This is a genomic window from Stenotrophomonas sp. 21LCFQ19, assembly GCF_056861425.1.
The window spans coordinates 38,658-63,754 of the sequence record NZ_JBSPUF010000022.1; the positions used below are offsets into that span (position 1 = coordinate 38,658).

Below are 25,097 nucleotides of genomic sequence, written 5' to 3' on the forward strand. Positions count from 1 at the left end.
CGCACCAGCAACACGCAATCAAGGCTGCGCGCGCAGCCACGCTGCCGCTGCTGCAACTGCATCTTGTTCGCGAGGCACGGGTTTTTCGGGCTGTATACCCTGCAGATACGCCACTCCAGTGCGGTCGAGGAATACTGCTGTCGTCAATGCAATAGCCCCACCGTCAGGAAGCGCAAACGACTGGTTGGCCGTCGAGAGTCCCGCTGTCGGCTGCCCGAAGAAGCTGGTACCAGGGCGGCCTTGGAAGGCAACGGCCACCGCCTCGCCTGAGCTTGCCGTCCTGGGACCCACGAGCACCGCGACGCTGCTGTGGGAGAGATCGACATCGCACCCCTTGGAAGGCTGGGCGCGCCACGCCGCTGCTACACCATTGCGGTCCCGGAATGCACCAAGATCGGCGTCACCCAACAGTGGCCGCAGCCCCTTGATCATCGGCCACATATTGCCCCCCGTATTGTCACGAAGGTCGATGACCCACCCCTTGCTTGCAGTCTTCGCCAAGCCTGCGATGTGCTCACAAAGTTGAGTGCTGAAGATATCGCCGGCCTTTGGATCGGAGCCACGCAAGCCCGGCACCAACAGATAGCCGATGTCCTGCATTGACCTGGCTTCCACGGCCTGCGTAACGACTGCACCGGCACGATAGGCTGAAACAGCACTGGGCGCCTGCACGGAGCTATGCCGGTCTGCAAGCGCAGCCAGAACCGTCTGAATTCTGCTGTAAGCCTCCTGTGCGGGAAGCTTCTTCAAGTCTGGAGTCAGAAGTGACTTCTGCTCGGACTTCCAATCCACGCGGTTTGCGTTCAGCGCGCTCGCGCGAATGATGGAAATGGCGGTATCGAGCATGTCATAGGCGGATACATTGCTCTGGACTGCACTCTCGGCGTTGAGCGTGAGGTGCTCCACATCTACACGCCCTGCACTGCCAAACGTCACCCCAAGCTTGAGACTGGTCGCGGCTGCCGGGATGTAGAGCCGGGCCTCTCGCGGCTGGGAGCCGTCGTTGAGCCGCACAGGCTGGTCACCCGTGCTTGCGAAGGCCAAAGGTGCTTCGGGGCCGTCCGCACGGACCCAGAGCGCAGCGTTGCCGGTGCCGCTGTTGACCAGAAGCGTGCCGGTGAGAACGACTTCCCGTCCCTGAAAGGCCGCTGCGTCAATCGTGGTGATTGCACCGACGAACTGATTTTCGCCTGTCGACTCGGCGGACAAGGTGACTGCCGCACCACCGGCTTTCGAAATATCGCCTGAGCCGCTGGCAAGCGACTGGGTGCTGGTACCCCGCCAGGCCGTATCCGCCATGGCACCGCCGTTGAAGAACGCAACAGAAAGCAAAAGGGCCAAGCGATGCATAGTCAACTGCCTTGTTCGACTTGAAGCGCAATCCTAGTTCAGACGCCCGGCTTCCACCACAAGGCTGCAAGCAGGTCATCAATACCGGATACGCAACAAGTGATGGGCTGCAATCGCCCTCATCCAGAATGACCATCGATCCTGCCCACTGCCATCTCGCAGCAGGCAGTCCGGCTTGGCTGCGGTTGCTCAACCGCCAGCTTGGGCTGTGTTTTCCAGCGCGGCACTATCGGCTTCCAAGCGCTGGATGATCGCAGCCACCACGCCACGGGTGGATTCCCAGTTCATGCCGGTAATGAGCCGGCCATCAACTTCCACATGCGAAGTGCCGCGTGCGCCGTAGCTGAACTGGCCTTTGCTTCCGCGCAGGCGCTGCTCGATCGAGAACGGGAAGGTCTTGTAGTACGCCGCGCTCATGTCCTCGTAGGCATCGGGATAGCCGGTAACACGCTTTCCGTTGACCAGCGCGGAGCCATCGGACAAGGTCAGGTTCACCAGCCCAGCACTGCCGTGGCACACCGCCGAGACGATGCCGCCGCGTTGCTCGTAGATCTGCACCGCCAACCGTTGCATGCCGGGGTGCTCGGCAACGCCGTACATCGCGGCACTACCGCCGATATACATCAGCGCGGCGTAGTCGCTGGCAGCCACCTCCTCGGGCCGGCGCGTGTTGGCCAGCGCCCACATCATATCGGCGTCGTAGATGCTGGCCTTGTGCTCGGGGTTGCTGGTGTCGATGTAGGCCAGCGGCACGGCGCCGCCTTCAGGGCTGACAAACTGCACGCCATAGCCAGCCTCACGGAAGCCGGCATAGGCATGGATCAGCTCCGAAAAGCTGTTGCCGGCACTCAGACGGGTGCCCGGCATGGTATCCACGTTGGACACCGCCAGCAGCACCTGGCGGCCATGGGCAGGTGCGGTTTCGCGGGTGGCGGTCTTGCTGATGATCAGCCACCGCCCTTCCAGCTTCTTCAGCAGGAACAGGTCAACGTAGCGTGCCTGGTCCTTGCTGACCAGAATCTCCGCCTTGGCGGTGGCGATGTTGCCTTCGACCTCGATGCCGAGCAGACGGCCGACACGGCCATTGAACTGCCCCGCGTTCTTGCCGAACCAGCTGCTGTATTCGGCAATGCCCACCTCGCGCATGCCGTCCGTGCCCTGGCTCAGGTATAGCCGTGCATCGGGATGAAAGGCGCGGCTGAGCCGATCGCGCTGGTTGTAGGAACTGCCACGCAGATAGTCCTCGATGACCACCGATATCTCACGCTGGTCCGCGACCGGATCGGCATGCGCAAGCCCGCCGAACCACAGCGCCAAGCTGGCCACGGCGAACCATCGGATGAGGCGTGCTGGCAGCGATAGCACACCGGCAGTGGCCGGCTTGGAACGCGTTACTGACATGAAAAGACTCCGCAGGATGGGTACCCCGAAGTCTGCGAAATTCCTTTACGAATCAAATTACTGAAGCGTGTTTACGGACTCACCAAACACGTTTCAGGAGTCGGCCGCCAAGCGCGACTGGGCCTGCCGCCACGCCGCAGGCGTGGTCCCTTCCACCTTCTTGAAGCTGCTGTAGAAGGTGGAGGTGGAGAGGAAGCCGGACGCCTCCGCCACATCGTCCATCGATGCCGACGCCTGCGCGCGCAGCAACTGCTTGGCCGCCTCGACCCTGACCTGCGCCAGATAGGGCTTGAAGGCGGTCTTGAGGTTGTCGTTGAGCAGCTGCGACAAGCGCGCCGTGGGTATGTTGAGTCGCTTGGCCAGCTTGGCCAGGGTCAGGCCCGCGTCCTTGTACAGACCCTCGTCGGCCATCAGCGCATGCAGGGCGCGCAAGGTCGCCTCGGCTTCGCTGGGCGCGATCTTGCGGTCGCGGTAAGGCTCGGCGACCGGAGCAGGCTTACGCCGGGCAAGGGCAAGGCTGATGCTCAGGTACAACACCAGCGAGAACGACAGCGCGCCGACAATGTACGAGGTCAAGCCGGAGGTGGCATAGGCCAACCAGATCACGCCCACGCCCACGATCACCGAAACCACATGGCTGCGGCTCAGCGCGCCGGGCGCCGCATCGGCCCGACCGTGCTTGCCACCACGCAGGAACAGCCCCGCTGCCACCAGCAGACATACCAGCCAGATCACCTGGATGGAGGCCCACACCGGCCCAGCCCACAGCCAGACGTTATCGGTATACGGCCAGGCGGTACCAAAGGCCGTCGCCAGCACCAGCAGTCCCAAGGCGATTGCTGCATCGTTTCGGGTCTGCCGGCCATCAGGATCAAGCCAGGCGCGCACGAAGCCGATCAGGCAGATGCCGATCAAGAAGCAGGCGGTCAAACCAACCTGCAGAACCAGCTTGGAGATGTCCGGCCAGAAGTAGAGCAACACGGACTTGCCGGTGCGCAGACTCAGCATCAGCACCAAGGCCGCCAGCCAACGCTGGGCGGGCCTGACGGGTTTTCGGCATAGCAGGTAGACCGACAGCGCCGCACCGTTGAAGACGCCTAAGCCAGCGAAGAAGAACAGCAGGTAGGAGGTCAGCATTGGTGCGTGGGTGCCCAGAGGGAAACGACATGCTACGGATAATTCAGTAGATTGAAGTATGTCCGCTTCGGCCGATGACGTCATGGCGCGAAGCAGGCGCTAGAACCAACGCCCAAACGCAAAAGCTATGCGGAGCCAGGCACGAATGGAAATGCCGCGGATGCCTGCTTGGCTTTGCGGACAAACCTAGTACTTCGTGTTCCACGATCCAGCTTCGGTCTCTACGCTCATCAAACTCAATCCTCGATCAATCCGACCCGGACCCGAGCACGACGGCCACGCTCGGGCGTGTGCACAGAAATGTGAAGTCTGCGCCACGAACAAAGCTGCCGAACCGGATTCCAAACAACTCAACTCTAAAACCCGTTTTCCATGTCAAAGCAAAAAAGCTCTGCCTCAAGGAAGCAGAACATGACGCGGATGCTTACCTAGATGCCGACGAGTTTCTGGCAACTCCGCAGTGTCCAGGGCGTAAGTGCGAACTAACCATCGGGATGTACCTCCGATTACACCGCCAACAACTCCGCGACCGTGAAGACAGATGCGATTGCTGACCAACAGAACGTCGCCTGGGCATACCGTTACTTGCGTCACAGACTGTTCGCAAGCGAGTTGGAAATTCTCCTTCGCCCGGATTGCAGGTACGTTGTTCTCGTCAGTCGAAGCCACATTGCTATGGCTATATCGAACAATTGTCCCATTGGGCGAATCGATCAGGAGCGGAACATCGATTGCAACTTGAACATCATCCCCGAACTCTCGCATGCCTTTCGCAAAAGTGAACTGAGCCTCGATTGAATACTGCGACTTCTTTAGCTCATCAATATCATCATCGTCGATAGCTGCCAGGATCTTTTGGAGCGGCATGACAGTAGTAGGCACTACATCAGGATTTCTGAAGCCAATCAGCGTCACAAAATCGGGTGAAGGAGCGCAATGAACCCACGGATCATCCTCGCTCATTTCAGTCAGAAGCTCGCTTTTCAGCGGAAGGCTAACACCATCGGTGTGCCCCCTCATTTTGTCGACTGACTTGACCGCCTCTTTACCATCTCCCCGCATGGCAACTAGGTTCACAAACAGCTTCCCGCCGTTCTCAGTCAAGTAAGAAACTGTTTCCATGCCCATCAAACCGTGGGCAGCTAGCGCAGCAGCGCGCCCCCAGATGGTCCCCGGACAATCAGGAAGCGGAAAGAACGCTTCAGGGGTGTCGGGCAAGCCGAAAGGATCAAACACACCTTGCAGATGGAAGAACGGCTTGGCCAGTACTTCAGCTCGGGCCATCTCCACGGAAATACCACTCTTTGCGAGCTCCTCCGCTACAGCTTTGCCCAATTCCTCGCTCAGAGCCCCCGGAGATGCCAAGCCCTTAAGCTGGTCCTCAGTCGAGAGAAGCGCAGCCCAGTTCGTGACAGCGAACCTGACGGCCTTAGCTAGTTCAACCTCCGTCATGGGCCACCTCCTAAAAGTTGATACAATGTTGATATGCACCTACACTCATGTCAAGCGCGGGCAACCGCCCTTCCCATCCGAGGGCAATCGTGAACCAAACACATGACCCACTCGACCTCAATGGAGGTCATGAGTTGTTATCTCAACTCCCCAAGCGGCTTGCGGCCTCAGTTGAGTCCGCTAGCGTAAAATCGCTTGATCACACGATAGTGGCATGCACCTTCCGAATGCCGAACGGCAACGATAGAACTGTCACCGCTGCCTCTGCTACGGCGGCGATCCAGGCGATGCTTATCGAACTTGCCACATGGCTTACTGGATTCCAGCCCGATGAGAGCATTAGAGTGACCACACCACAATCTTCCACGATTGGAGATCCTCAAGTGAACCAGAGCGCGGAGAGGTCTCGCTCCAAAGCCCGTCAACTGACCGTTGGCGTGACTATGCCCAGATGCCTAAAGCAGCACTTGACTAAAATCGCGCAAGCCAAGGGGAGCACGTTTTCTGATGTCTCTAGAACTTTCGTCGTGTATGGCTTCAACAACTTTGAAGATCAATCGTTTTCGGTCAAATCTGATGATCTATTTTCAACCCTCAAGAATGAGCTAGGAGTTTGGCATTCGCCTGAGTCAGAACAGGTGATGCTCAGATTAGAAGCGAAGCATGCGGTTAGGATTAGATTAGCCGCAAAGGAATATAGGAAATCTGCTTCGGAGCTAAGCGCACTTTGCGTTGCGCACGGCATCGCCCTTCAAGAGGAATTGCAAGCCCTTGATGCAAAAATTTCAAAAGTAAAAGGCGCCGCCGTCAGAAAGATGTTGCCAACTCTACACCTTGAAGCCCATGCAGCCCCATTAATCATTGGTGTTCTTACAGGCAGCATAAGAGCGCCCAAGCTTCTTCGAGAACGACTAGCCGCACATTTTGAGACTACTGAAATTATGTTAAAGGATCTATTCAGAAGATCCTTCGCTAATCGTACTGTTCCGGCCTTCAAAGCAGAGCATGGCAAACCCATTATTTCCAATCGCCAAACCGACTGGGATGACGCGGTTCTAAAACTTGGCCTCACACCAGCCGAAGAAAAAGCATTAATCGAACTAGGTCCCTAGAGAAGATGAACCCCTTTCAAAGAGCTCGCAATGAAGCCATTCTCGTAAGAAGGAAGCTACTTTCTGGGCTTCATGATGAAATAATACCTGCGACGCAAGTTCTCGAAGGGGTAGAGTCCATACTTAATATTGGCATTGAGCAAGTTTCAGCGAACTACCCTGACCTCGGGGGAGGCACCGCCGTGCTTAATCGCGAACAGCAATTTATTTACGTAAGCGACCGTGTAGATAACTGGGGGAGTGATTTTTGTGGCCTAGTAGCGCACGAAATTGGGCATTTCTTTCTTGATCCTGAAATGGCAGCAACCAAGGTCTCCGATCTAAGCGCGATGCTCGGAAGCGATGGCTCTCCAGGCACCCTTAAGGTCGAAGCATATGGAGCAAGAGAACGCCAAGAACTTCAAGCGAATGTTTTTTCGCGCGAGTTGCTACTCCCTCGAAGCGTTGCGCGGAAACTGGCCTTTTTGCAGCTTAGTTGTAGTGAAATAGCTGAGCGTTTGGGCATTCCATTAGAGTTCGCTCGATTGCAGATGCTTGACGCATTGATGCTGCCAGAGCATGAAGAAGCCGAGCCTTCACTATCTACACCAAGCCCTGATCAGCGTAAAGCAGCCCAGGCCGGTGAGCGAGCAGCGAACGTCGTCGCGGGACCCGGCACAGGAAAAACCACAACACTAATTAATCGCGTCAAGCATTTGATCGACGAAAAGAAGGTTGATCCAACCAAAATACTGGTCTTGACCTTCACTAACAAAGCTGCATTTGAACTAGTGGAAAGACTTCGATTCGCCGGTATCAGTGGCGCCGCCGACATTTGGGCTGGGACTTTTCATGCTTTTGGGCTTGAGTTTCTAAGAAAATATCACAATCAGTTCGACCTCGATCCTGATCTTCATGTCGCAGACCAACTTTCAACGATGACGATGGTGGTGGACGGCTTACCGCGCGTCTCACTTGAACATTATCTCCGAGTCCAAGATCCATATGTATGGCTCGCGCCTGTGATGACCGCCATAACCAGGCTAAAAGAAGAGCTGATCACCCCCGAAGACTACCGGCAGTTTGTCGTCACCAACCCGAGTGATGACCAAGAGCTCCAGAGTCGTAGACTCGACGTGGCCAAACTTTTTTTTCTTCACGAGGCACTTCTCTCCGAAAGAAGGTCCGTCGATTTTGTGGATCTCATTTCGAAGCCAGCTGTCGCGCTTAAAGAGCGTCGAGGTGATTTCATTGAGATTAGCGAGCGCTTCGATTTTGTTCTGGTCGATGAGTACCAGGATGTAACCCAGGCAATGGTCGAGATGTTGCGGCAAATTGCGCACGGCAAATCCATTTGGGTTGTTGGCGATGTTCGCCAAGCAGTGCACCATTGGCGCGGCGCATCATTGAAGAGCCTTCTTAAGTTCGAGGCAGAATTTAGATCACACGCGGGTGGAGACAAAATCCAACGCTACCCTTTAAGCATGAATCGACGAAGCTCTCAGGAGATCGTTGATCTTACTCAACACATTGGAACAAATCACATACTTGAAAGAAAGCTTCCGCTCGATCTCGTGTCATCTTCCCAAGGCATCACAGGCGAGAAACCTCAACTTGTGACCTGCGCGGAAAAGAGAGATGTTAGCGGTGCGATAATTCAATCGATCCTAGCCCTGGATCAACATGGATTGAGGTTTAAAGATCAAGCAGTCTTAAGCCGTGGCGTCGCTGATCTTGAAAGCTTGACAGAATCAATGACTGCAGCTGGCATTCCTTGTATTTACATAGGAGATCTCGGCAAACGGCGGGAGGTCAAGCAGCTGCTTTGCTTCATGCAGCTTTTGGTAGAGCGCATCCCGAAGGCATTGCTCGGGCTCCAGGATCTTGAGGGCCTGAAAATGTCGCTTCAAGACGTCAGAACTATAATAGGGCTTGCCGAACGAAATGTAGAATATCAGCGTGGCGGCTGGTTAAATCTCGAGACACCGGGAGTGTCGCCGGCAGGACAAAATGTCATCGCGAGACTGCGTAGCCTCATTGGATCCTTTAACCGTAATTCGAACCCCTGGGAATTTATCTGCAGTCTTCTCATCGATAGAAGGGTCGGCGCCCCCCTAACGACAGACGACTCTACCCAAGCCTGGGTAACAAGAATTTCGCTTTGGCAGTTTGCTTATTCGGTGAGAAATGGTGACGGCGACATGAAAAGCGCTCGTCTTTCACACTATCTAAAGCAACATAAACTTCGCCAGAAAATTGGCGATGGTCAGGTTCAGCGAGACCTCCCCCCAGAGGCTGGTGCTCTCAATGGAGTTCGCCTTTTAACCGTTCATGGCAGCAAGGGATTGGAATTTGACGCAGTGCATGTGGCCTACGTCAAAGCAGATAGCTACGGAGCCAGCAAGCCGAGCTGGAGTCCTGAAGGCATATTGGATATTGTCCCCCCTGAAGCCCTTGGAAGTAGCATCACTGAGCACGAGGAAGAGGCAGCAGCAGAGAGGAATAATCTTCTTTATGTGGCAGTGTCTCGTGCAAGAAAGCGACTGTTCCTTTATCAGGATGCGCAGTTTGGAGACCGTGCCCTCGCTCTCCAGCTTAAGGATGCGTCATTGCTGATAAATAAAATTGTACTACCAGCGACGCCTACTCATGGTGCCCCCTCCGCCCCTTGCGCTACCTTTACCCCAGCCAGCCACTTGTCCTTTGAAAGCTTCGACAGGTACGTCAAATGCCCTCTGAAATACTGGTACGCTGACGTCCTCGGCCTTCGAGGGGAGTCAGAGATGGACGTCTCTGTCAGGGCTCGTACTGCAGTTATGGAATCATTGAAGATTGCAGCATCGGGAAGTACCGATACAGCTCCCGGCATCGAACTTCTTTGGAATGCCCGCAAGCTGCCTTCATCATCAGAAGACCCTAGCCTTTGGCGAGATGCAAGTTTGGCCTACTCTCACGGGCTAGCGCGAATCGCGAGTTTTAAGTCTCAGGGCCGCGTCTTCCAAGAACTAACAACTGAAATAAACGGCTTAATACTTGATATGCCTTGGGGGTTCACAACCTCGCACGGCGATGTCACTCAGCATTCAATTTTTAGATTTTCGCGCCAACGCGTCAGCGATCTCTTAACAGTCTTGAGACCATTGGCCCCAGGCCTTCCCTTTAAAAACGCGAAGAGAATGTCAGTGAGCTATGCACTTTCGGACAAGATCGACGAAGTTCCTGATGTTAGTAGAATCACACAAACCAAAGCGTTTGTCTCTTCCGCGAGATTTTTGAGTGGCGATAGTCGACCAACTACAGGCTATCACTGCAGCAGATGTGACTTCCTGAGCATTTGCCCTTCCGGCCCTAGTTCATAAATCAGATGCAAACAGAATATTTTTATCGTATCCCACCACGCTGAACAATCTAACCTTTGACGGACATTGAATTTCCGTTTGGGACGGAAGCAGCCATCTAAATAAGCAAAGTCAACTCTTACGCTTAGCCCTAGGATGCGCAGCATCATAAACCTTGGCCAGATGCTGGAAATCCAGATGCGTATAGATCTGCGTGGTCGCAATATCCGCATGTCCCAGCAGTTCCTGCACGCCACGCAGATCGCCTGAGGATTCCAGAATATGGCTGGCGAAACTGTGCCGCAGCATGTGCGGGTGCACGTTCTTGAACAGCCCCTGGCGTTGAGCCAGTTGCTTGATGCGGATCTGCACGGCGCGCTGACTTATCGGGCCGCCGCTGCGGCCCGGAAACACTGGTTTCTCTCCGGTGCCACCACTTTCCTTGCGCCACTCCTGCAATGCGTTCATCGCATGCGAGCCGACCGGTACGGTGCGTTCGCGGTTGCCCTTGCCGTGCACCAGCACGATGCTGGTGGCGGTATCGAGGTCGCGCCAGCGCATGGCGCAGAGTTCGCTTAGCCGCAGGCCAGAGGAGTAGAACAGTTCCAGCAGCGCGCGGTCGCGCAGGCCCAGCGGTGCGTCGGTGGGCAGTTCGACCAGCTGCACGGCTTCGTCGGCGTCCAGTACCTGCGGCAGTTTGCGCGGTGCCTTGGGCGCACGCAGGCCGGCGGCGGGGCTGTTGTCGATGACGTTGTTCTTCAGCAGCCAGGCGTAGAAGCTGCGGCAGGCCGACAGGCGGCGTTGCAGGCTTTTGGCCGACAGGCCGCGGCGGTGCTCGCTGGCGACGAACTCGCGCAGCTGGTCGCCTTGCAGGGTTTGCGGATCGGCAACGTCGTGCGCGTCGCACCATTGCGTGAGCGCGGCGAGGTCGCGCTGGTAGGCGTCCAGCGTGTGCGCCGACATGCGGCGCTCGACCTGCAGGTAGGACAGGAATGCCTGGACGGCGCTCATCGCCGCGTCACTCCACTCAGGCGCTGCGGAAGCGCTGCAGGCCCGTCACCAACGATTCGCCCATCATGCGCAGGAACAGCGTGCCCATGCCGGGATAGAAGCGGTTGGGGTCGTAGCTGCCTACCGCGATCAGGCCAACGCCCGGCAGCGGCAACAGTGCGGTGGACGACACTTCGTTTACCCGCTCGCCGTACAGCACGTCGTTCTTTTCCTGCTGCAGGCGGCCGCAGATGGGCTCGCCGTCCTGCAGGCAGTCGTGGAACGGCGCCAGCCTGGCGTCGTCCTTGGCGATGACCTGCAGCCACGGTGCTTCGGCCAGTTCCGGCACGTCGTCGAAGGAGACGATGCGCACCAGGTCGCCGGCGAAATCTTCTTCCAGCGAGGCGGCCATCGCGCGCAGGGTGTCGGCGGCGCTGGTCTGGCGCATCAGTGCCAGCGTCAGCTGGTGGGTACGCACGGCCAGGCGCTCGTTGATCTGTGCGTTGGCGCCGAGGTCGGCCAAGCGCCGCGACAGTTCACGGTTCTTGTCGCGCAGTACTTCCAACTGGTAGCTGGCGAGCGAGGCGGTCGGGCCGTCGTCGCGCGGCACCACCATGGTCAGTGCCAGATCGGGAAACTGCTTGAGGAAGGTCGGATGACGCCGCAGCCAGGCTGCAACTTCATGGGCACCGATTTTCTCGACTGTGTCGTTCATCCCATCCACTCTCCGTCGAATACGAATGCTGCCGGGCCGGACATCACGATCTCGGCATCGTCTGCCGGCCATTGGATACGCAGGTCGCCACCGGGCAAGGAGATCAGTGCATCACGCTGCAGGCGGCCGCGCTGCATCAGCACTACCGCCGCTGCGCAGGCACCGCTGCCGCAGGCCAGGGTCTCGCCAACGCCGCGCTCGTAGACGCGCAGACGGGCGTGACCGGCATCCATCACCTGGGCGAAGCCGACGTTCACCGATTCCGGGAACGAGGGGTTCTGCTGCAGCAAGGGCCCTACCCGCTCGACCGGTGCGGCATCGACCGAACCGACTTCCAGCACGGCGTGCGGGTTGCCCATCGATACGGCGCCGAAGCGCACGTTCTCGCCCTGCAGCGAGGTCATGTATTCCTCGCGCGCACGCGGGAAGCCGAGCAGCGGAATCTGTTCCGGCTCGAACTCGGGCTTGCCCATGGCCACGGCGTATTCGCCATTGGCCAGGCGATGCACGGCGTGGGTGCGGGTGGGGCTGTCGATGATGAAGTCGTCGCCCTGCGCCGCGCCGTCGCGTACCAGCCAAGCGGCCACGCAGCGCGCGCCATTGCCGCATTGCTGCGAGGTGGAGCCGTCGGAGTTCCAGATACGGTAGGACGCTACCGCACCTTCGCTGCGCGGGGCCTCGATGGTCAGGATCTGGTCGCAGCCCACGCCGCGGTGGCGGTCGGCCAGCAGCGCTGCCTGCTCGGCATCCGGCGGCGCGCTGCCGTCACGCAGGTCCAACACCACGAAATCATTGCCGGCGCCATGCATCTTGCTGAAGCGCATGCGCCCTGTTGCCGACTTACCCATTTACGCCAGCACCACCGGTTCCGTCTTCAATGGCTTCGTCGGCCTTCTTGTCGGCGGCCGGGTCGGTCTTTTCCGTGGCGGGCTGGTCGGCCGGGGTGACTTCCTGTTCCTCGATCGGCACCGGCTTCTGCGGCATCACCAAGGGGCCCTTGTTGCCACAGGCACTGAGACCCAGCAGCAGGAAGGCCGCCGGGATGAGAATCAGGAAACGGGACGTCTTGTTCATCCCCGGAGTATAGCCACTGGACCGCGAAGTCCGAACCGCGGCAGCGCGCCGTTCAGCGTTCGCCTGGGGGCAAGGGGCGCAGCCACAGCCACAGGCAGACGCAGGCCATGATGCTGATGGAGGTCCACTTCACCCAGGCCAGCGGCACGCACCACAGGGTGATCAGGGCGCAGGCCAGCATGGTCAGGCTGGCCATCCACTTGCCCTTGCGGCTGACCGCGCCGTGCGCCTGCCAGTCGCGGATGGCCGGGCCGAAACGCGGGTGGTCCAGCAGCCAACGGTGCAGCCGCTCGGAGCCATGCGAGGCCGCCCATGCCGAAATCAGCACGAAGACGGTGGTGGGCAGCCCCGGCACGAAGATGCCGACGATGCCCACACCCAGGCTGACATAAGCCAGCAGCCACCACGCCCAACGCAGGCGCGGTGGGCGCGTGCGTGGACCGGGAGGATCACGTGGCGGCGGCGTATCAGGCATCGCTACGGCCCAACTGCGTCAGTCGGCCAGACCTAGCTGCCCCAGCACGAAGGCGAAGGACTCGGCCTGTTCCTTGTAACGCTGGAAGCGGCCGGACTTGCCGCCATGGCCGGCTTCCATGTTGGTGCGGAACACGATGGGCTGGCTGCCGGTGTTGACGTCACGCAGCTTGGCCACCCACTTGGCCGGCTCCCAGTACTGCACCTGCGAGTCCCACAGGCCGGTGCCGACGAACAGCGACGGATAGGCCTGCGCGGTGACGTTGTCGTACGGCGAGTACTTGAGCATGTAGTCGTAGTACGGCTTCTGCTCCGGGTTGCCCCACTCGTCGTACTCGTTGGTGGTCAGCGGGATGCTGGCATCGAGCATGGTGGTGACCACGTCGACGAACGGCACCTGCGCAACCATCACCCGGTAATCGCCCGGGGCCTGGTTGGCCACCGCGCCCATCAGCAGGCCACCGGCGCTGCCGCCCGAGGCCGCGACGCGGTCCTTGGCGGCATAGCCCTGTGCGACCAGCGCGCGGGTGACGTCGACGAAATCGTTGAAGGTGTTCTGCTTGTGCAGCAGCTTGCCGTCGTCGTACCAGCTGCGGCCCATTTCCTGGCCGCCACGGATGTGGGCGATGGCATAGACCACGCCACGATCAAGCAAGCTGACCACGCTCTGGTTGAAGTTGGGGTCCATCGACATGCCGTAGCTGCCGTAGGCGTACTGGTACAGGGCGGCAGTGCCGTCCTTCTTGAAGCCCTTCTTGTAGACCAGCGACACCGGAATGCGCGCGCCATCGCGGGCGGTCACCCAGACGCGCTCGGTTTCATACTTGCTCGGGTCATAGCCGATCACCGGCTGCTGCTTGAGCAGGCGGCGCTCGCCGGTCTTGACGTTGAGTTCGTAGGTGGTTGCCGGTGTGGTCAGCGAGGTGTAGCTGTAACGCAGCCATTCGGTTTCCGGTTCGGCGTTGACCGACAGGCCCATCGAGTAGGCCGGCTCATCGGCCTTGACGAACTCGCTGCGGCCATCGGCGAACAGCAGGCGCACGCGCTCCAGCGCTTCGGCGCGCTCGGCGATGGCGGTATAGCCGTCGAACAGCTCGAAGCCTTCGATCAGCACCTGCGGATCGTGCTTGACCCAATCCTTCCACTGCTTGCGATCAGTGGCACCTTCCGGCGCGGTGACCAGCTTGAAGTTGGTGGCGCCATCGGCATTGGTGCGGATCACCCACTGGCCGTTGTAATGGTCGGCGTCGTATTCGACGTCGCGCTCGCGCTTGGCCAGCACGGTGAATTCGCCCGGGTTGGCGGCAGAGGTGTAACGCAGTTCGGAGGACACGGTGCTGTCCACGCCGATGGTGATGAAGCGGTCGTCGCGGGTGCGGCCGATGCCCATGTAGAAGCTGTCGTCCTTCTCCTCGTAGACCAGCACGTCGGCGCTGGCCGGGGTGCCGAGCACGTGCTTCTTGACGCGCACGGTGAGCAGGGTTTCCGGGTCGTTCTCGACGTAGAACAGAGTGCGGTTGTCATCGGCCCAGATCACATTGGCCGACACGCCCTCGATCACGTCGTCCAGCACCTTGCCGGTGGCCAGGTCCTTGAAGCGGATGGTGTACTGGCGGCGGCCGACAGAATCTTCGGCATAGGCCAGCAAGGTGTTGTCGCGACTGATATCCATGTCGCTGACGGCGTAGTAGCCCTTGCCTTCGGCCAGCGTATTGAGATCCAGCAGCACTTCTTCCGGCGCCTGCATGTCGCCCTTGCGGCGGGCGTGGATGGGGTAATCCTTGCCAGTCTCGTAGCGGGTGTAATACCAGTAGCCGCGCTCGCGGTAGGGCACGCTGGCATCGTCCTGCTTGATGCGGCCGACGATCTCGGCGTAGAGCTTGTCCTGCAGCGGCTTGAGCGGCGCCATCAGGGCGTCGGTGTAGGCGTTCTCGGCATTGAGGTAGGCCAGCATCGCCGGCTCCTTGCGCTCGTCGTCACGCAACCAGTAATACGCATCCTCGCGCTGCGCACCAAACGGCGCGGTCACCGTATGCGGGCGCTTCTCGACATCAGGCGGGGTGGGCTGGGACGCGGCGGCGGTATTGATCATCAGGCTTGCAACCAACAGGCAAAGAAGAGGTTTCATCAGGTTCACTCCGGAACAGCGGTGGTGCATCCAGTGCAGCAGGCCACAGTGTGCCATGCCCGGCGCTTGCCCCGCTGCCATCAACGGCGCCTATCATGCAGCGATGAACACGCCCCACACCCCGCACGCCCCATACAGCCGCCGCAGTCAGGAGATCGCGCCCTTCCACGTCATGTCGCTGCTGGCCCGCGCCAACGCACTGGAGCAGCAAGGCCACGACGTGATCCACCTGGAGATCGGCGAGCCGGATTTCACCACCGCCGAGCCCATCGTCCGCGCCGGCCAGGCCGCTTTGGCCGCCGGTCATACGCGCTACACCGCAGCGCGCGGCCTGCCTGCCCTGCGCCAGACCATTGCTGGCTTCTACGGCCAGCGCTACGGGCTGGACATCGACCCGGAGCGGATCCTGGTCACCCCGGGTGGCTCGGGCGCACTGCTGCTGGCCTCCAGCCTGCTGGTGGACCCGGACAAGCATTGGCTGCTGGCCGACCCCGGCTACCCCTGCAACCGGCATTTCCTGCGGCTGGTGGAAGGCGCGGCGCAGCTTGTGCCGGTGGGGCCGGAGAGCGGGTATCAGCTTACCCCCGAGTCGATTGCGGCCAATTGGAATGCGGGTAGCGTTGGGGCGTTGGTGGCCTCCCCTGCCAATCCGACCGGCACCACCTTGGATGCCGGGCAGTTGGCGGGCCTGTCTTCCGCACTGAAGGAACGCGGTGGGCATCTGGTGGTGGACGAGATCTACCACGGGCTGACCTATGGCTTTGATGCGCCCAGCGTGCTGGAAGTGGATGATGAGGCGTTCGTGTTGAACAGCTTCTCCAAGTACTTCGGCATGACTGGCTGGCGGCTGGGTTGGCTGGTGGCTCCGCCGCGTGCGGTGCCGGAGCTGGAGAAGCTTGCGCAGAACCTGTACATCAGCGCGCCTTCCATGGCGCAGCATGCGGCACTGGCGTGCTTCGAGCCGGAGACGATTGCGATTTTCGAGCAGCGTCGTGAGCAGTTCCGGCAGCGACGGGATTATCTGCTGCCAGCGTTGCGGGCGCTTGGGTTCCGGATTGATGTGGAGCCGCAGGGCGCGTTCTACCTGTACGGCGATGTGAGCGCGTTTACCGATGATGCACAGGCGTTCTGTGCGCACTTCCTGGAGACCGAGCATGTGGCGTTTACGCCCGGCCTGGATTTTGGGAACTACCGTGCCAACCAACATGTGCGGATTGCGTATACGCAGGATGTTGGGCGTTTGCAGGAGGCGGTTGAGCGGATTGGGCGGGGGTTGGAGAGTTGGTTGGCTGGGAAAGTTGGCTAAGGGCTAAGGGCTAAGAGCTAAGAGCTAGGAACCTAAAGGCACCCCTCCCCAGCCCTCCCCTTCGCCTGCGGCGAAAGGGAGGGAGTGGAAGCGACAGCAGAAGCAATTGCGCAAGCTGCAAGCACAACTGCAAGCGCAACTGCACGCATGCTTTGCTCGCAACTCCCTCCCTTTCGCCGCAGGCGAAGGGGAGGGTTGGGGAGGGGTGCTTTGGCTTTGGCTTTGGCTTTGGCTTTGGCTTTGGCTTTGGCTCTGGCTGCGGCTTGGGCCTTGGCCTTGGCCTTGGCTCGGCTTTGGCTATCCCCTTCTCCCGCTTGCGGGGGAAGGTGCCCGTAGAGCCTGCCCCCGCGAAGGCGGGGGGCGGATGGGGGGAGGCCTTTGAGCCTTTGAGCCTTTGAGCCTTTGAGCCTTTGAGCCTTTGAGCCTTTGAGCCTTTGAGCCTTTGAGCCTTTGAGCCTTTGAGCCTTTGAGCTTTGGAAGCAGCTACCTCAATTCACCGTCAGTACTCCGCTCTGCCCTCACCCCACCCCCCGCTCCACGCCCCGGCCCTTGCGCTGGCGCAAGTGCGTTCAGCAGGGGCACAAACCGATGGTTTGTAAACGCCCCTCTTTCACCCCGCAAGCGGGAGAGGGGCTTAAGCCGAAGCACTCAAAGCAGAGCAAAGCAAAAACAAACGCCACCTTTCGGTGGCGTTTGTTTTGCATCACTTCAAACCAAGCATCACTTCTTGCTCAGCTGCTCCCACAGGAAGCTGTACGCCAGTGCCGACATATGCGCGGCCTGCGCATTGTTCGCCGCACCACCATGACCGCCTTCGATGTTCTCGTAGTAGGTCACGTCCTTGCCTGCGTCGATCATCTTGGCCGCCATCTTGCGGGCGTGGCCCGGGTGGACGCGGTCATCGCGGGTGGAGGTGGTGAACAGCACCGGCGGGTAGCTCTTGGCCGGGTCGAACAGGTGGTACGGGGAGAAGGTCTTGATGAAGTCCCAATCCGCCGTGTCCGGGTTGCCGTACTCGGCCATCCACGAAGCACCGGCCAACAGGTGGCTGTAGCGCTTCATGTCCAGCAGCGGAACCTGCACCACCACTGCACCGAACAGCTCCGGGTACTGGGTCAGCATGTTGCCGGTCAGCAGACCGCCGTTGCTGCCGCCCTGCACGCCCAGGTGCTTGGCCGAGGTGATGTTGCGGGTGACCAGGTCCTGCGCCACCGCTGCCATGTCCTCGTAGGCCTTGTGACGGTTCTGCTTCAGCGCCGCCTGGTGCCAGCGCGGACCGTACTCGCCACCGCCACGGATGTTGGCCACGACGTACACGCCGCCCTTGTCCAGCCAGGCGCGGCCCATGCCGCCGGAATAACCGGGAGTCAGCGAGATTTCAAAGCCACCGTAGCCGTACAGCAGGGTCGGGTTGGAACCATCCAGCTTCATCGTCTTGTCGTGCACGACGAAGTACGGCACGCGGGTGCCGTCCTTGCTGGTGGCGAAGTGCTGCTCGATCACCTTGTCGCTGGCGTCGAAGAACGCCGGCATGGTCTTGAGCACCTCCGGCTGCTTGCCGATCTCGGCAAGGGCCAGGGTGGTCGGGGTCAGGTAGTCGGTGACGGTCATCCACACCGCGTCGCTTTCGTCCGCGTCCACCGCGCCAACACCAATGGTGCCGAAGGCCGGTGCGCCGGTGAAATCGCTGCTTACCCAACCGTCCTTGCCGTGGGTCAGCACCTTCAGGCGGTTCTTGACGTCGTCCAGCACGTTCAGCACCACGTGCGACTTGGTCCAGGTGGTGCCGGCCAGCGAGGTGGTATCGGTCGGCGCGAACAGCACGTCGAACTCACGCTTGCCGGCCATGAAGTCATCGAACTTGGTCGCCAGCAGTGAACCGGCGGTGTAGGTCTTGCCGCCCACGGTCCACGGCTCGCGCAGTTCCAGGGTCAGCCATTCGCGGCGGATGCCCTTCTCGGCCGAGTTCGGCGCGTCGACCTTGGTCAGCTTGCCGTCGGCGCCTATCAGGAACAACTCGTTGTTGTAGAAGGCAATCGTGCGGCTGACGAAGTTACGCTCGAAGCCGGGCGTATCGTCGTGCATCGCGGCGATGTACATGTCTTCTGGCTTGCCCTCGTACACCGTGGTTGCGGCGGTGATAGGGGTGCCGCGCTGCCAGCGCTTGACCACGCGCGGGTAACCGGAGGTGGTCATCGAACCCGGGCCGAAATCGGTGTAGACGAAGACGTTGTCCTGGTCGATCCAGCCCAGGCCACCCTTGGCCTCGGCGCGGAAGAAGCCGTCCTTGATCCAGTCCTTCTTCGAGATGTCGAATTCGCGGGTGACATCGGCATCGGCGCCACCGCGCGACAGCGCGATCAGGCAGCGGTTGTACTCCGGGCGCAGGCAGTTGGCGCCATGCCACACCCAGTTCTCGCCCTCGGCCTTGTTCAGCGCGTCCAGGTCCAGCACGGTTTCCCACAACGGCTCGGCCTTGCGGTATTCGACCAGCGTGGTGCGGCGCCATACGCCGCGCTCGTGCTGCTTGTCCTTCCAGAAGTTGTAGTAGTAGTCGCCAATCTTCTCGACGCCGGGGATCTTGGCATCGGAATCCAGCACCTCACGGATGCCGGCCTCCATCGCCTTGAACTGCGGGGTCACGGCCAGGCGGCCTTCGGACTTGGCGTTCTGCTCCTTCACCCAGCCCAGCTGTTTGTCGCCGGTGACGTCTTCCAGCCAGGCGTACTTGTCCTGGGAGTCGTCAGCGGCCATGGCGGCCCCGGCCAGGCCGGAAGAAAGCAGACCTGCCACAAGGCAGGCAGAGGTGAGTCGGGACATGTTGGCTCCATGCGGTCATAAGCCCCGAACGCTAACACAGCCCCCTGCCCGCCCCCACGTGTCGAAGGTCAGGCCGCCTGCGGCAGGCGGCGCCGCGCCGGGCGACGGCCACGGGTGGCCTGCGGGCCGCGTTTACGCGGTTTGGCGTGGCGATTCCGCCAAGCTGCGGGTAGGCGGAAGCGGTACAAGGCCCACCAGGCACTCAGCGGCATGCCCAGCAGCCACAACGGCAACCAGCCGATCCACTGGCTGTGGCCGCGCGCCGCCGGCCATACCAGCACCAGCGCCAGGCCAGCCAGGGCCGCCTGTCTGACGCAGCGCAGCACCTGCGGGTCGGGTGCGTCCTGCGCGTTACGACGGGATGACGATGCAAGCGGCTTGGTCATGACGTTCTCCGGCAACATGGCTGTGTTGGAGTGCATCCTCGGTGGCCGCCATCTCATAGACTGCGACCTGCCATTGACGGGCGCATCATTGCCCGCCGAACATGCAGCCCTGACCTTCATAGGTGCCTTACCCGTAATGCGACCGATTCCCGTCTTTGTGTCCGCCATATTGTTGAGTCTCGCCCTGCCGCTGAGCCAGGCGTTTGCACAGGAGGCTGCGCCAGCGACGGCGGCGACGACTACGACGGTGGAGGGAATCGCCGAGGGCCCGATTGACCTGCAGCGCTTCATGGGCCGCTGGTATGTGATCGGACGCGTACCGAACTTCATCGAACGCGGCCATGTGGCCAGCGTCAACACCTATACCCTGCGTGACGACGACAAGGTAGCCATCAAGTACCAGTTCCGCGACGGCTTTGCCGAACCGGAAGAAGAGATCGACATCCGCGCCAAGGTGGACGAAGAAAGCGGCAACCGCAGCTGGCGCACCTGGTTCTACCGGGTAGTGCCGACCCGTTCGCGCATTCTTGAAGTGGCGCCGGACTACTCCTGGGCACTGATCGGCTACCCGGGTCGCGAGATGGCGTGGATCTTTGCCCGCGAACCGGACATGGACAACGCCACCTACCGCCAGCTGGCCACGCGCCTGCGTGACAAGTACGACGTAAACACCGACAAGCTCAAGCGCGTGCCGCAGCACCCGCAGCAGGTAGACAAGCTGGGCTTTGAAGTGCCGAACAAGAAGTAACAGGGACAGAACCGTAGTGCCGAGCCATGCTCGGCAGGGCTTCTACCGGTAACGATCCAGCCGAGCATGGCTCGGCTCTACAGGTGCAGCTTCAAGGCCGGCGTGATCACGCTGTTGTAGAAGCGGCGTAAGCCGCGAAGCGCGTATTGCTGCAAACGGCGAAGAGCCACCCCTCCCCAGCCCTCTCCTCCGCCTTCGGCGCAAGGGAGGGGGCAAGAGCGTAGTGCCGAGCCATGCTCGGCAGGGCTCTACCGGTAACGATCCAGCCGAGCATGGGGCGGCGCTACAGGGGCTTGGGTAGGCACCGGGTTTTGCGGTCTCTATGACTACGCCCAGCTGCTTGCCGGCCTCGGCCAGCCTCACCTTCTTGCCATCGCTGCGGGCGACCAGGTAGTCCGCCGCCACCCAGCCACTCTTGCCGTCCGCGCGCACGTTGCACCATTGCAGGTCGTCGAGGCAGCGCTGCACTTCCACCGTGGTGCCCACCGGCAATACCGCCAGGCGCTCGGCACGCTGGTCCGGCGCGCTGCGCAGGTTCAGGCCATTGCTGACCTGGGCGGCGGGCTCATTGATCTGCGGCTGGAACCACAGCACCACGCCGATGATCGCCGCAGCCGCAGCGATACGCAGATACAGGCGGGGCTTGCCGTCGGTGGACTTGAACAACCTGTGCATGGCGAGTGCGGCGGGACCGGTGCGGCCAGATGAAGGATCTATGGTGACACGTCAAACTTGAACCCGCGCCGTTGCGGACCCATCGCGTTCAGGCAGCACTGACATCCAGCGCTGTAAGTCGTGCAGCGCCTTCGCCTCTGGCAACCTCCAACCTGTACACCCCGGCATTGGGCACATGCATCCCGGTCTGGAAGGCACGGAATGCCTGCATGTCCGCAGACCTGATCACCGTCCGCCCTTGCAGGCGCCAGGCCAGCAGGCCGATCCAGATGCCATGGCCAACGAAAACGCTGCCATCTTCGAAGTCATGCAGGCGAGCCAGGAAGGCCTCAACCCGAGCCGTGAAACCATCGAAGCTGTCGGCAACACCGCCGTCACGATGGGCAGGATCACCGCGCTGCCAGTAGTCACGCGCCAATACCGCCACGTCACCGGGCGCCTTACCCTCGACCGTCGCAAGCGCCAGATAGCTGAACTCATCCAGCTCAGCGATCTCCTGCGCTGCAAGCCCATGGGCATCGCCGAAGTACGCCGCCGTCTGCCGGGCGCGCAACATCTGCGAGCAGTACAGCCGCGCCGGCCGCAATGGCCAGCGCGTCAAAAGATCCTGCACTTGCTGCCGGCCCAAGGCGCTGAGCGGGATCTCCCGATCAGCCATGGCGAACGCACCCGCGTTGGCCATGCTCTGCCCATGCCGAACGAAGTAGAGCGTCCGCACTCCAGCCGGGGCGGACGCCGTCTGCATCAGGCCGTCATACCGCTATGCCGCAGCAAGGCATCGATCTGCGGTTCACGGCCACGGAAGGCACGGAAATTCTCGGCCGCGCTGCGGCTGCCGCCACGCGACAACAATTCATCACGGAAACGCTGGCCGGTTTCAGCCAATGCGCCCGGTGCTTCCTCGAACGCCGCATAGGCGTCGGCACTGAGCACCTCGGCCCATTTGTAGCTGTAATAACCGGCCGCATAGCCGCCAGCAAAGATATGGCTGAACTGGTTGGCGAAGCGGTTCCAGGCCGGCGGGATGTTCACCGCCACCTCGCCGCGCACGCGTTCCAGCAGCTGCAGCACGCTTTCCTGCTCGGGCTGGTACTGGCTGTGCAGCAACATGTCGAACAGACCGAATTCCAGCTGGCGAACGGTGAACATACCGCTCTGGAAGTTCTTCGCCGCCAGCATCTTGTCGAACAGTTCGCGCGGCAACGGCGCGCCGGTATCGACATGCGCGGTCATCGCCTCCACCTGCTCCCATTCCCAGCAGAAGTTCTCCATGAACTGGCTGGGCAGCTCCACCGCATCCCACTCCACGCCGTTGATACCGGCCACCGCCAGCTCACCAATGCGCGTCAGCAACTGATGCAGGCCGTGGCCCATTTCGTGGAAGACGGTGGTGACTTCATCGTGGCTGAAGGTGGCCGGCTTGCCGTCATTGCCGCGGCCGAAATTGCAGACCAGGTAGACCAGCGGCGTCTGCACGCCAGCGGCGGTAACGCGACGGTTGCGGCAGTCGTCCATCCACGCGCCACCGCGCTTGCCCTCGCGTGCGTACAGGTCCATGTAGAACTGGCCAACCAAGGTGCCATCGGCGTTCACCAGACGGTAGAAACGCACGTCTTCGTGCCAGACCGGGGCGCTGTCCTGTTCAACCTTGAGGCCGTACAAGCGCTCAATCACGCCGAACAGGCCGGCCAGCACCTTGGGCTCGGTGAAGTACTGCTTCACTTCCTGCTCAGAGTAGCTGTAACGCGCCTGCTTGAGCTTCTCGGCCACATAGGCGAGATCCCAGGCCTGCAGCTCGTCCATGCCCAGCTCATCGCGGGCGAAGGCTTCCAGCTCGGCGCGGTCGCGCTGCGCATACGGCTTGGCGCGTGCAGCCAGGTCGCGCAGGAAGCTCAGCACCTGCGGTGCGTCGTTGGCCATCTTGGTGGCAATCGAATACTCGGCGTAGTTGTCGAAACCCAGCAACGCCGCCAGTTCGTTGCGCACGGCGAGGATGCGATCGATATTGCCGGTGTTGTCCAGCGCCGCATCGCCGAACTCCGATGCACGCATCGCATGCGCGCGATACAGCTGCTCGCGCAGGGCGCGATTGTCGGCGTAGGTCTGCACCGGCAGGTAGCACGGCATCTGCAGGGTCAGCTTGTACCCTTCGCGGCCATCCTTCTGTGCGGCAGCGCGGGCGCTGGCGATCACGTCATCGGGCAGGCCCAGCAGGTCGTCGGCAACATCCACGTACAGGGCGAATGCATCACCGGCATCGAGTACGTTCTGCGAGAACTTGGCTTGCAGGCCGGACAGCTCTTCCTGCAACTCAGCGAAACGCGCCTTGCCGGCGTCGTCCAGCTCGGCACCGCCGAGGCGGAAGTCGCGCAGCGCGTTCTCCAGCGCCTTGCGCTGTGCTTCGTCGTAACTGGCCGCTGCCGGCGCGGCGGCCAGCAGCTTGTACTGTGCGTACAGCGCTGGGTTCTGCGCGACCGAACTGCCGAAGCGGCTGATCTTCGGCAGATTTGCGTTGTAGACCTCTCGCAGCTCCGGCGTGTTGACCACCGCCTGCAGGTGCGAGACCTGGCCCCAGGCGCGATACAGCCGTTCGGTGGCATCGTCCAGCGGCACCACGAAATTCTCCCAGCTCACTGGTGCCACGGATTCGGCAGCTTTCACCGCGGCTTCAGCCTCGGCCAGCAGCGTATCGACGGCCGGGGTGACGTGTTCAGCGCGGATCGCGTCGAAACGCGGCAGGCCGGAGAAATCGAGCAGGGGATTGGTGGTGTTCACAACATTCCTTCAAACAGTTCCGGCTGCGCCGGCATCAAACCTGATATGGCGACGCTTCCAACCAGGCACAAGGCAGGGCCGGCATGCCCTGCCCGGCCACGGCCGTGGCCACCACCGCATCGGCGCCGACCACGTCGATGCCCTGCTGGCTGTACCAGTCCGGGTTGTAATAACTGTGCGCGTAACGCTCGCCGGCATCGCAAAGGATGCTGACGATGGAGCCATCACGGCCGGCAGCGCGCATCTGCTGGGCGGCGTACAAGACACCGATGAAGTTGGTGCCGGTGGAGCCGCCAACGCGGCGTCCCAGGGTGGCGCTGACATGGCGCATTGCAGCCAGGCTCAGCGCATCACTCACCTTCACCATCGCATCAACACAGGTGGGGATGAAGCTGCGCTCCACGCGCGGACGACCGATGCCTTCCACTCGCGAGCCACCTTCGCAGGTCATGTCACGCCAGTCGCGGCCTTCGAGCGCGGCGCAGTAGCCGTCGTAGAAGATCGATACCTCCGGGTCTGCGCAAAGGATGCGGGTGTCGTGGCGGCGGTAGCTGACGTAACGGCCGAGGGTAGCGGCGGTGCCGCCGGTACCCGGGCTGCAGACAATCCATTCCGGCACCGGATGCGGCTCTTCGGCCATCTGCTTGAAGATGGACTCGGCGATGTTGTTGTTGGCGCGCCAGTCGGTGGCGCGTTCGGCGTAGGTGAACTGGTCCATGAAATGGCCGCCGGTTTCGCGCGCCAGTCTTTCGGATTCGCAGTTCAGGTCGCAGGCGCGCTGCACCAGATGGCAGCGGCCGCCGTGGAATTCGATGGCGGCGATCTTCTCCGGCGACGTGCTCGCCGGAATCACCGCGATGAACGGCAGGCCCAGCAGGCGAGCGAAGTAGGCCTCGGAGACCGCGGTGGAACCGCTGGAGGCCTCGATCACCGGGCAACCCTCGCGCAGCCAACCATTGGCCAGCGCGTACAGGAACAGCGAGCGGGCAAGCCGGTGCTTGAGGCTGCCGGTCGGGTGGCTGGATTCGTCCTTCAGATAGACATCGATACCGGGGAAACCCGGCAGGTCGATGGGAATCAGATGGGTATCGGCCGAGCGGTTGTAGTCGGCTTCAATCTTGTGGATGGCCGCCGCCACCCAATCACGCTGGGACATGGATCGCCACTTCTTGGTGAATGCTGGTGTGGATTCTACTTGGTTGGGCAAAACCGGCGGCAAAACCGGGCCAAACCGGGG

At 61.1% G+C, this 25,097-nt stretch carries 20 protein-coding genes; 4 read left to right on the forward strand and 16 right to left on the reverse strand.

The window, feature by feature from the left end:
- Positions 1-18 precede the first annotated feature (18 nt).
- The 4 genes from AC13FW_RS18970 to AC13FW_RS18985 form a co-directional block, all read right to left on the reverse strand.
- Positions 19-1,350 (reverse strand): S41 family peptidase, encoded by a 1,332-nt coding sequence (locus AC13FW_RS18970; protein ID WP_482990096.1) that lies wholly within the window; start codon positions 1,348-1,350, stop codon positions 19-21.
- Between the two features lie 189 nt (positions 1,351-1,539).
- The gene (locus AC13FW_RS18975) at positions 1,540-2,751 is read right to left on the reverse strand and encodes a nuclear transport factor 2 family protein (RefSeq protein ID WP_482990097.1); all 1,212 of its coding nucleotides are present in this window, start codon (positions 2,749-2,751) and stop codon (positions 1,540-1,542) included.
- Between the two features lie 93 nt (positions 2,752-2,844).
- Complete coding sequence (locus AC13FW_RS18980; protein ID WP_482990098.1) at positions 2,845-3,888, reverse strand: helix-turn-helix domain-containing protein; 1,044 nt, start codon at positions 3,886-3,888, stop codon at positions 2,845-2,847.
- Between the two features lie 396 nt (positions 3,889-4,284).
- Entirely contained in the window at positions 4,285-5,340 is a 1,056-nt protein-coding gene (locus AC13FW_RS18985; protein WP_482990099.1) for a hypothetical protein, read from the reverse strand.
- A gap of 89 nt (positions 5,341-5,429) precedes the next feature.
- Here AC13FW_RS18985 and AC13FW_RS18990 point away from each other — a divergent pair, with 89 nt between their 5' ends.
- Both AC13FW_RS18990 and AC13FW_RS18995 read left to right on the forward strand, forming a co-directional pair.
- A complete protein-coding gene (locus AC13FW_RS18990; protein ID WP_482990100.1) occupies positions 5,430-6,452 on the forward strand; it encodes a hypothetical protein in 1,023 nt (340 codons plus the stop codon).
- Positions 6,453-6,457: 5 nt separating this feature from the next.
- Complete coding sequence (locus AC13FW_RS18995; RefSeq protein WP_482990101.1) at positions 6,458-9,790, forward strand: UvrD-helicase domain-containing protein; 3,333 nt, start codon at positions 6,458-6,460, stop codon at positions 9,788-9,790.
- Between the two features lie 111 nt (positions 9,791-9,901).
- Here the strand turns inward: AC13FW_RS18995 and xerC are convergent, their stop codons facing one another.
- Genes xerC through AC13FW_RS19025 form a run of 6 tightly spaced genes read right to left on the reverse strand, consistent with a single transcriptional unit; the run spans position 9,902 to position 15,150 of the window.
- Complete coding sequence (gene xerC, locus AC13FW_RS19000) at positions 9,902-10,780, reverse strand: tyrosine recombinase XerC (RefSeq protein WP_482990102.1); 879 nt, start codon at positions 10,778-10,780, stop codon at positions 9,902-9,904.
- Positions 10,781-10,796: 16 nt separating this feature from the next.
- A complete protein-coding gene (locus AC13FW_RS19005; protein WP_482990103.1) occupies positions 10,797-11,474 on the reverse strand; it encodes a DUF484 family protein in 678 nt (225 codons plus the stop codon).
- Positions 11,471-12,322: a diaminopimelate epimerase gene (gene dapF, locus AC13FW_RS19010; RefSeq protein ID WP_482990104.1), complete on the reverse strand. Its 852-nt coding sequence runs from the start codon at positions 12,320-12,322 to the stop codon at positions 11,471-11,473. The genes AC13FW_RS19005 and dapF overlap by 4 nt, the downstream gene beginning before the upstream one ends.
- The gene (gene lptM / locus AC13FW_RS19015) at positions 12,315-12,548 is read right to left on the reverse strand and encodes an LPS translocon maturation chaperone LptM (protein WP_296247691.1); all 234 of its coding nucleotides are present in this window, start codon (positions 12,546-12,548) and stop codon (positions 12,315-12,317) included. Before lptM ends, dapF begins: the two co-directional genes overlap by 8 nt.
- Before the next feature lie 52 nt (positions 12,549-12,600).
- Positions 12,601-13,023: a YbaN family protein gene (locus tag AC13FW_RS19020; protein ID WP_296247689.1), complete on the reverse strand. Its 423-nt coding sequence runs from the start codon at positions 13,021-13,023 to the stop codon at positions 12,601-12,603.
- A gap of 18 nt (positions 13,024-13,041) precedes the next feature.
- Positions 13,042-15,150 carry a S9 family peptidase gene (locus AC13FW_RS19025; protein WP_482990105.1) on the reverse strand — a complete coding sequence of 703 codons (2,109 nt, stop codon included), beginning with the start codon at positions 15,148-15,150 and terminating at the stop codon, positions 13,042-13,044.
- Positions 15,151-15,253: 103 nt separating this feature from the next.
- Here AC13FW_RS19025 and AC13FW_RS19030 point away from each other — a divergent pair, with 103 nt between their 5' ends.
- Positions 15,254-16,456, forward strand: a complete 1,203-nt coding sequence (locus tag AC13FW_RS19030) for a pyridoxal phosphate-dependent aminotransferase (RefSeq protein WP_482990106.1) — start codon at positions 15,254-15,256, stop codon at positions 16,454-16,456.
- A 720-nt stretch (positions 16,457-17,176) separates the two neighbouring features.
- Here the strand turns inward: AC13FW_RS19030 and AC13FW_RS19035 are convergent.
- Complete coding sequence (locus AC13FW_RS19035) at positions 17,177-19,276, reverse strand: prolyl oligopeptidase family serine peptidase (RefSeq protein ID WP_482990107.1); 2,100 nt, start codon at positions 19,274-19,276, stop codon at positions 17,177-17,179.
- Between the two features lie 68 nt (positions 19,277-19,344).
- Positions 19,345-19,662, reverse strand: coding sequence for a hypothetical protein (locus AC13FW_RS19040; RefSeq protein ID WP_282269569.1), 318 nt, complete (start codon positions 19,660-19,662; stop codon positions 19,345-19,347).
- Between the two features lie 136 nt (positions 19,663-19,798).
- Here AC13FW_RS19040 and AC13FW_RS19045 point away from each other — a divergent pair, with 136 nt between their 5' ends.
- On the forward strand, positions 19,799-20,410 hold the full coding sequence (locus tag AC13FW_RS19045) for a lipocalin family protein (protein WP_482990108.1): 612 nt from the start codon (positions 19,799-19,801) through the stop codon (positions 20,408-20,410).
- A 42-nt stretch (positions 20,411-20,452) separates the two neighbouring features.
- On the opposite strand, the gene AC13FW_RS19050 is transcribed toward AC13FW_RS19045, so the two are convergent.
- From AC13FW_RS19050 to AC13FW_RS19065, 4 genes are all read right to left on the reverse strand, one after another.
- Positions 20,453-21,085: an SH3 domain-containing protein gene (locus tag AC13FW_RS19050; RefSeq protein ID WP_482990109.1), complete on the reverse strand. Its 633-nt coding sequence runs from the start codon at positions 21,083-21,085 to the stop codon at positions 20,453-20,455.
- 88 nt (positions 21,086-21,173) lie between these two features.
- Positions 21,174-21,830: a histidine phosphatase family protein gene (locus AC13FW_RS19055; protein ID WP_482990110.1), complete on the reverse strand. Its 657-nt coding sequence runs from the start codon at positions 21,828-21,830 to the stop codon at positions 21,174-21,176.
- Complete coding sequence (locus AC13FW_RS19060) at positions 21,830-23,860, reverse strand: M3 family metallopeptidase (protein WP_482990111.1); 2,031 nt, start codon at positions 23,858-23,860, stop codon at positions 21,830-21,832. The genes AC13FW_RS19055 and AC13FW_RS19060 overlap by 1 nt, the downstream gene beginning before the upstream one ends.
- Before the next feature lie 34 nt (positions 23,861-23,894).
- A complete protein-coding gene (locus AC13FW_RS19065) occupies positions 23,895-25,016 on the reverse strand; it encodes a PLP-dependent cysteine synthase family protein (protein ID WP_482990112.1) in 1,122 nt (373 codons plus the stop codon).
- Positions 25,017-25,097: the final 81 nt, after the last annotated feature.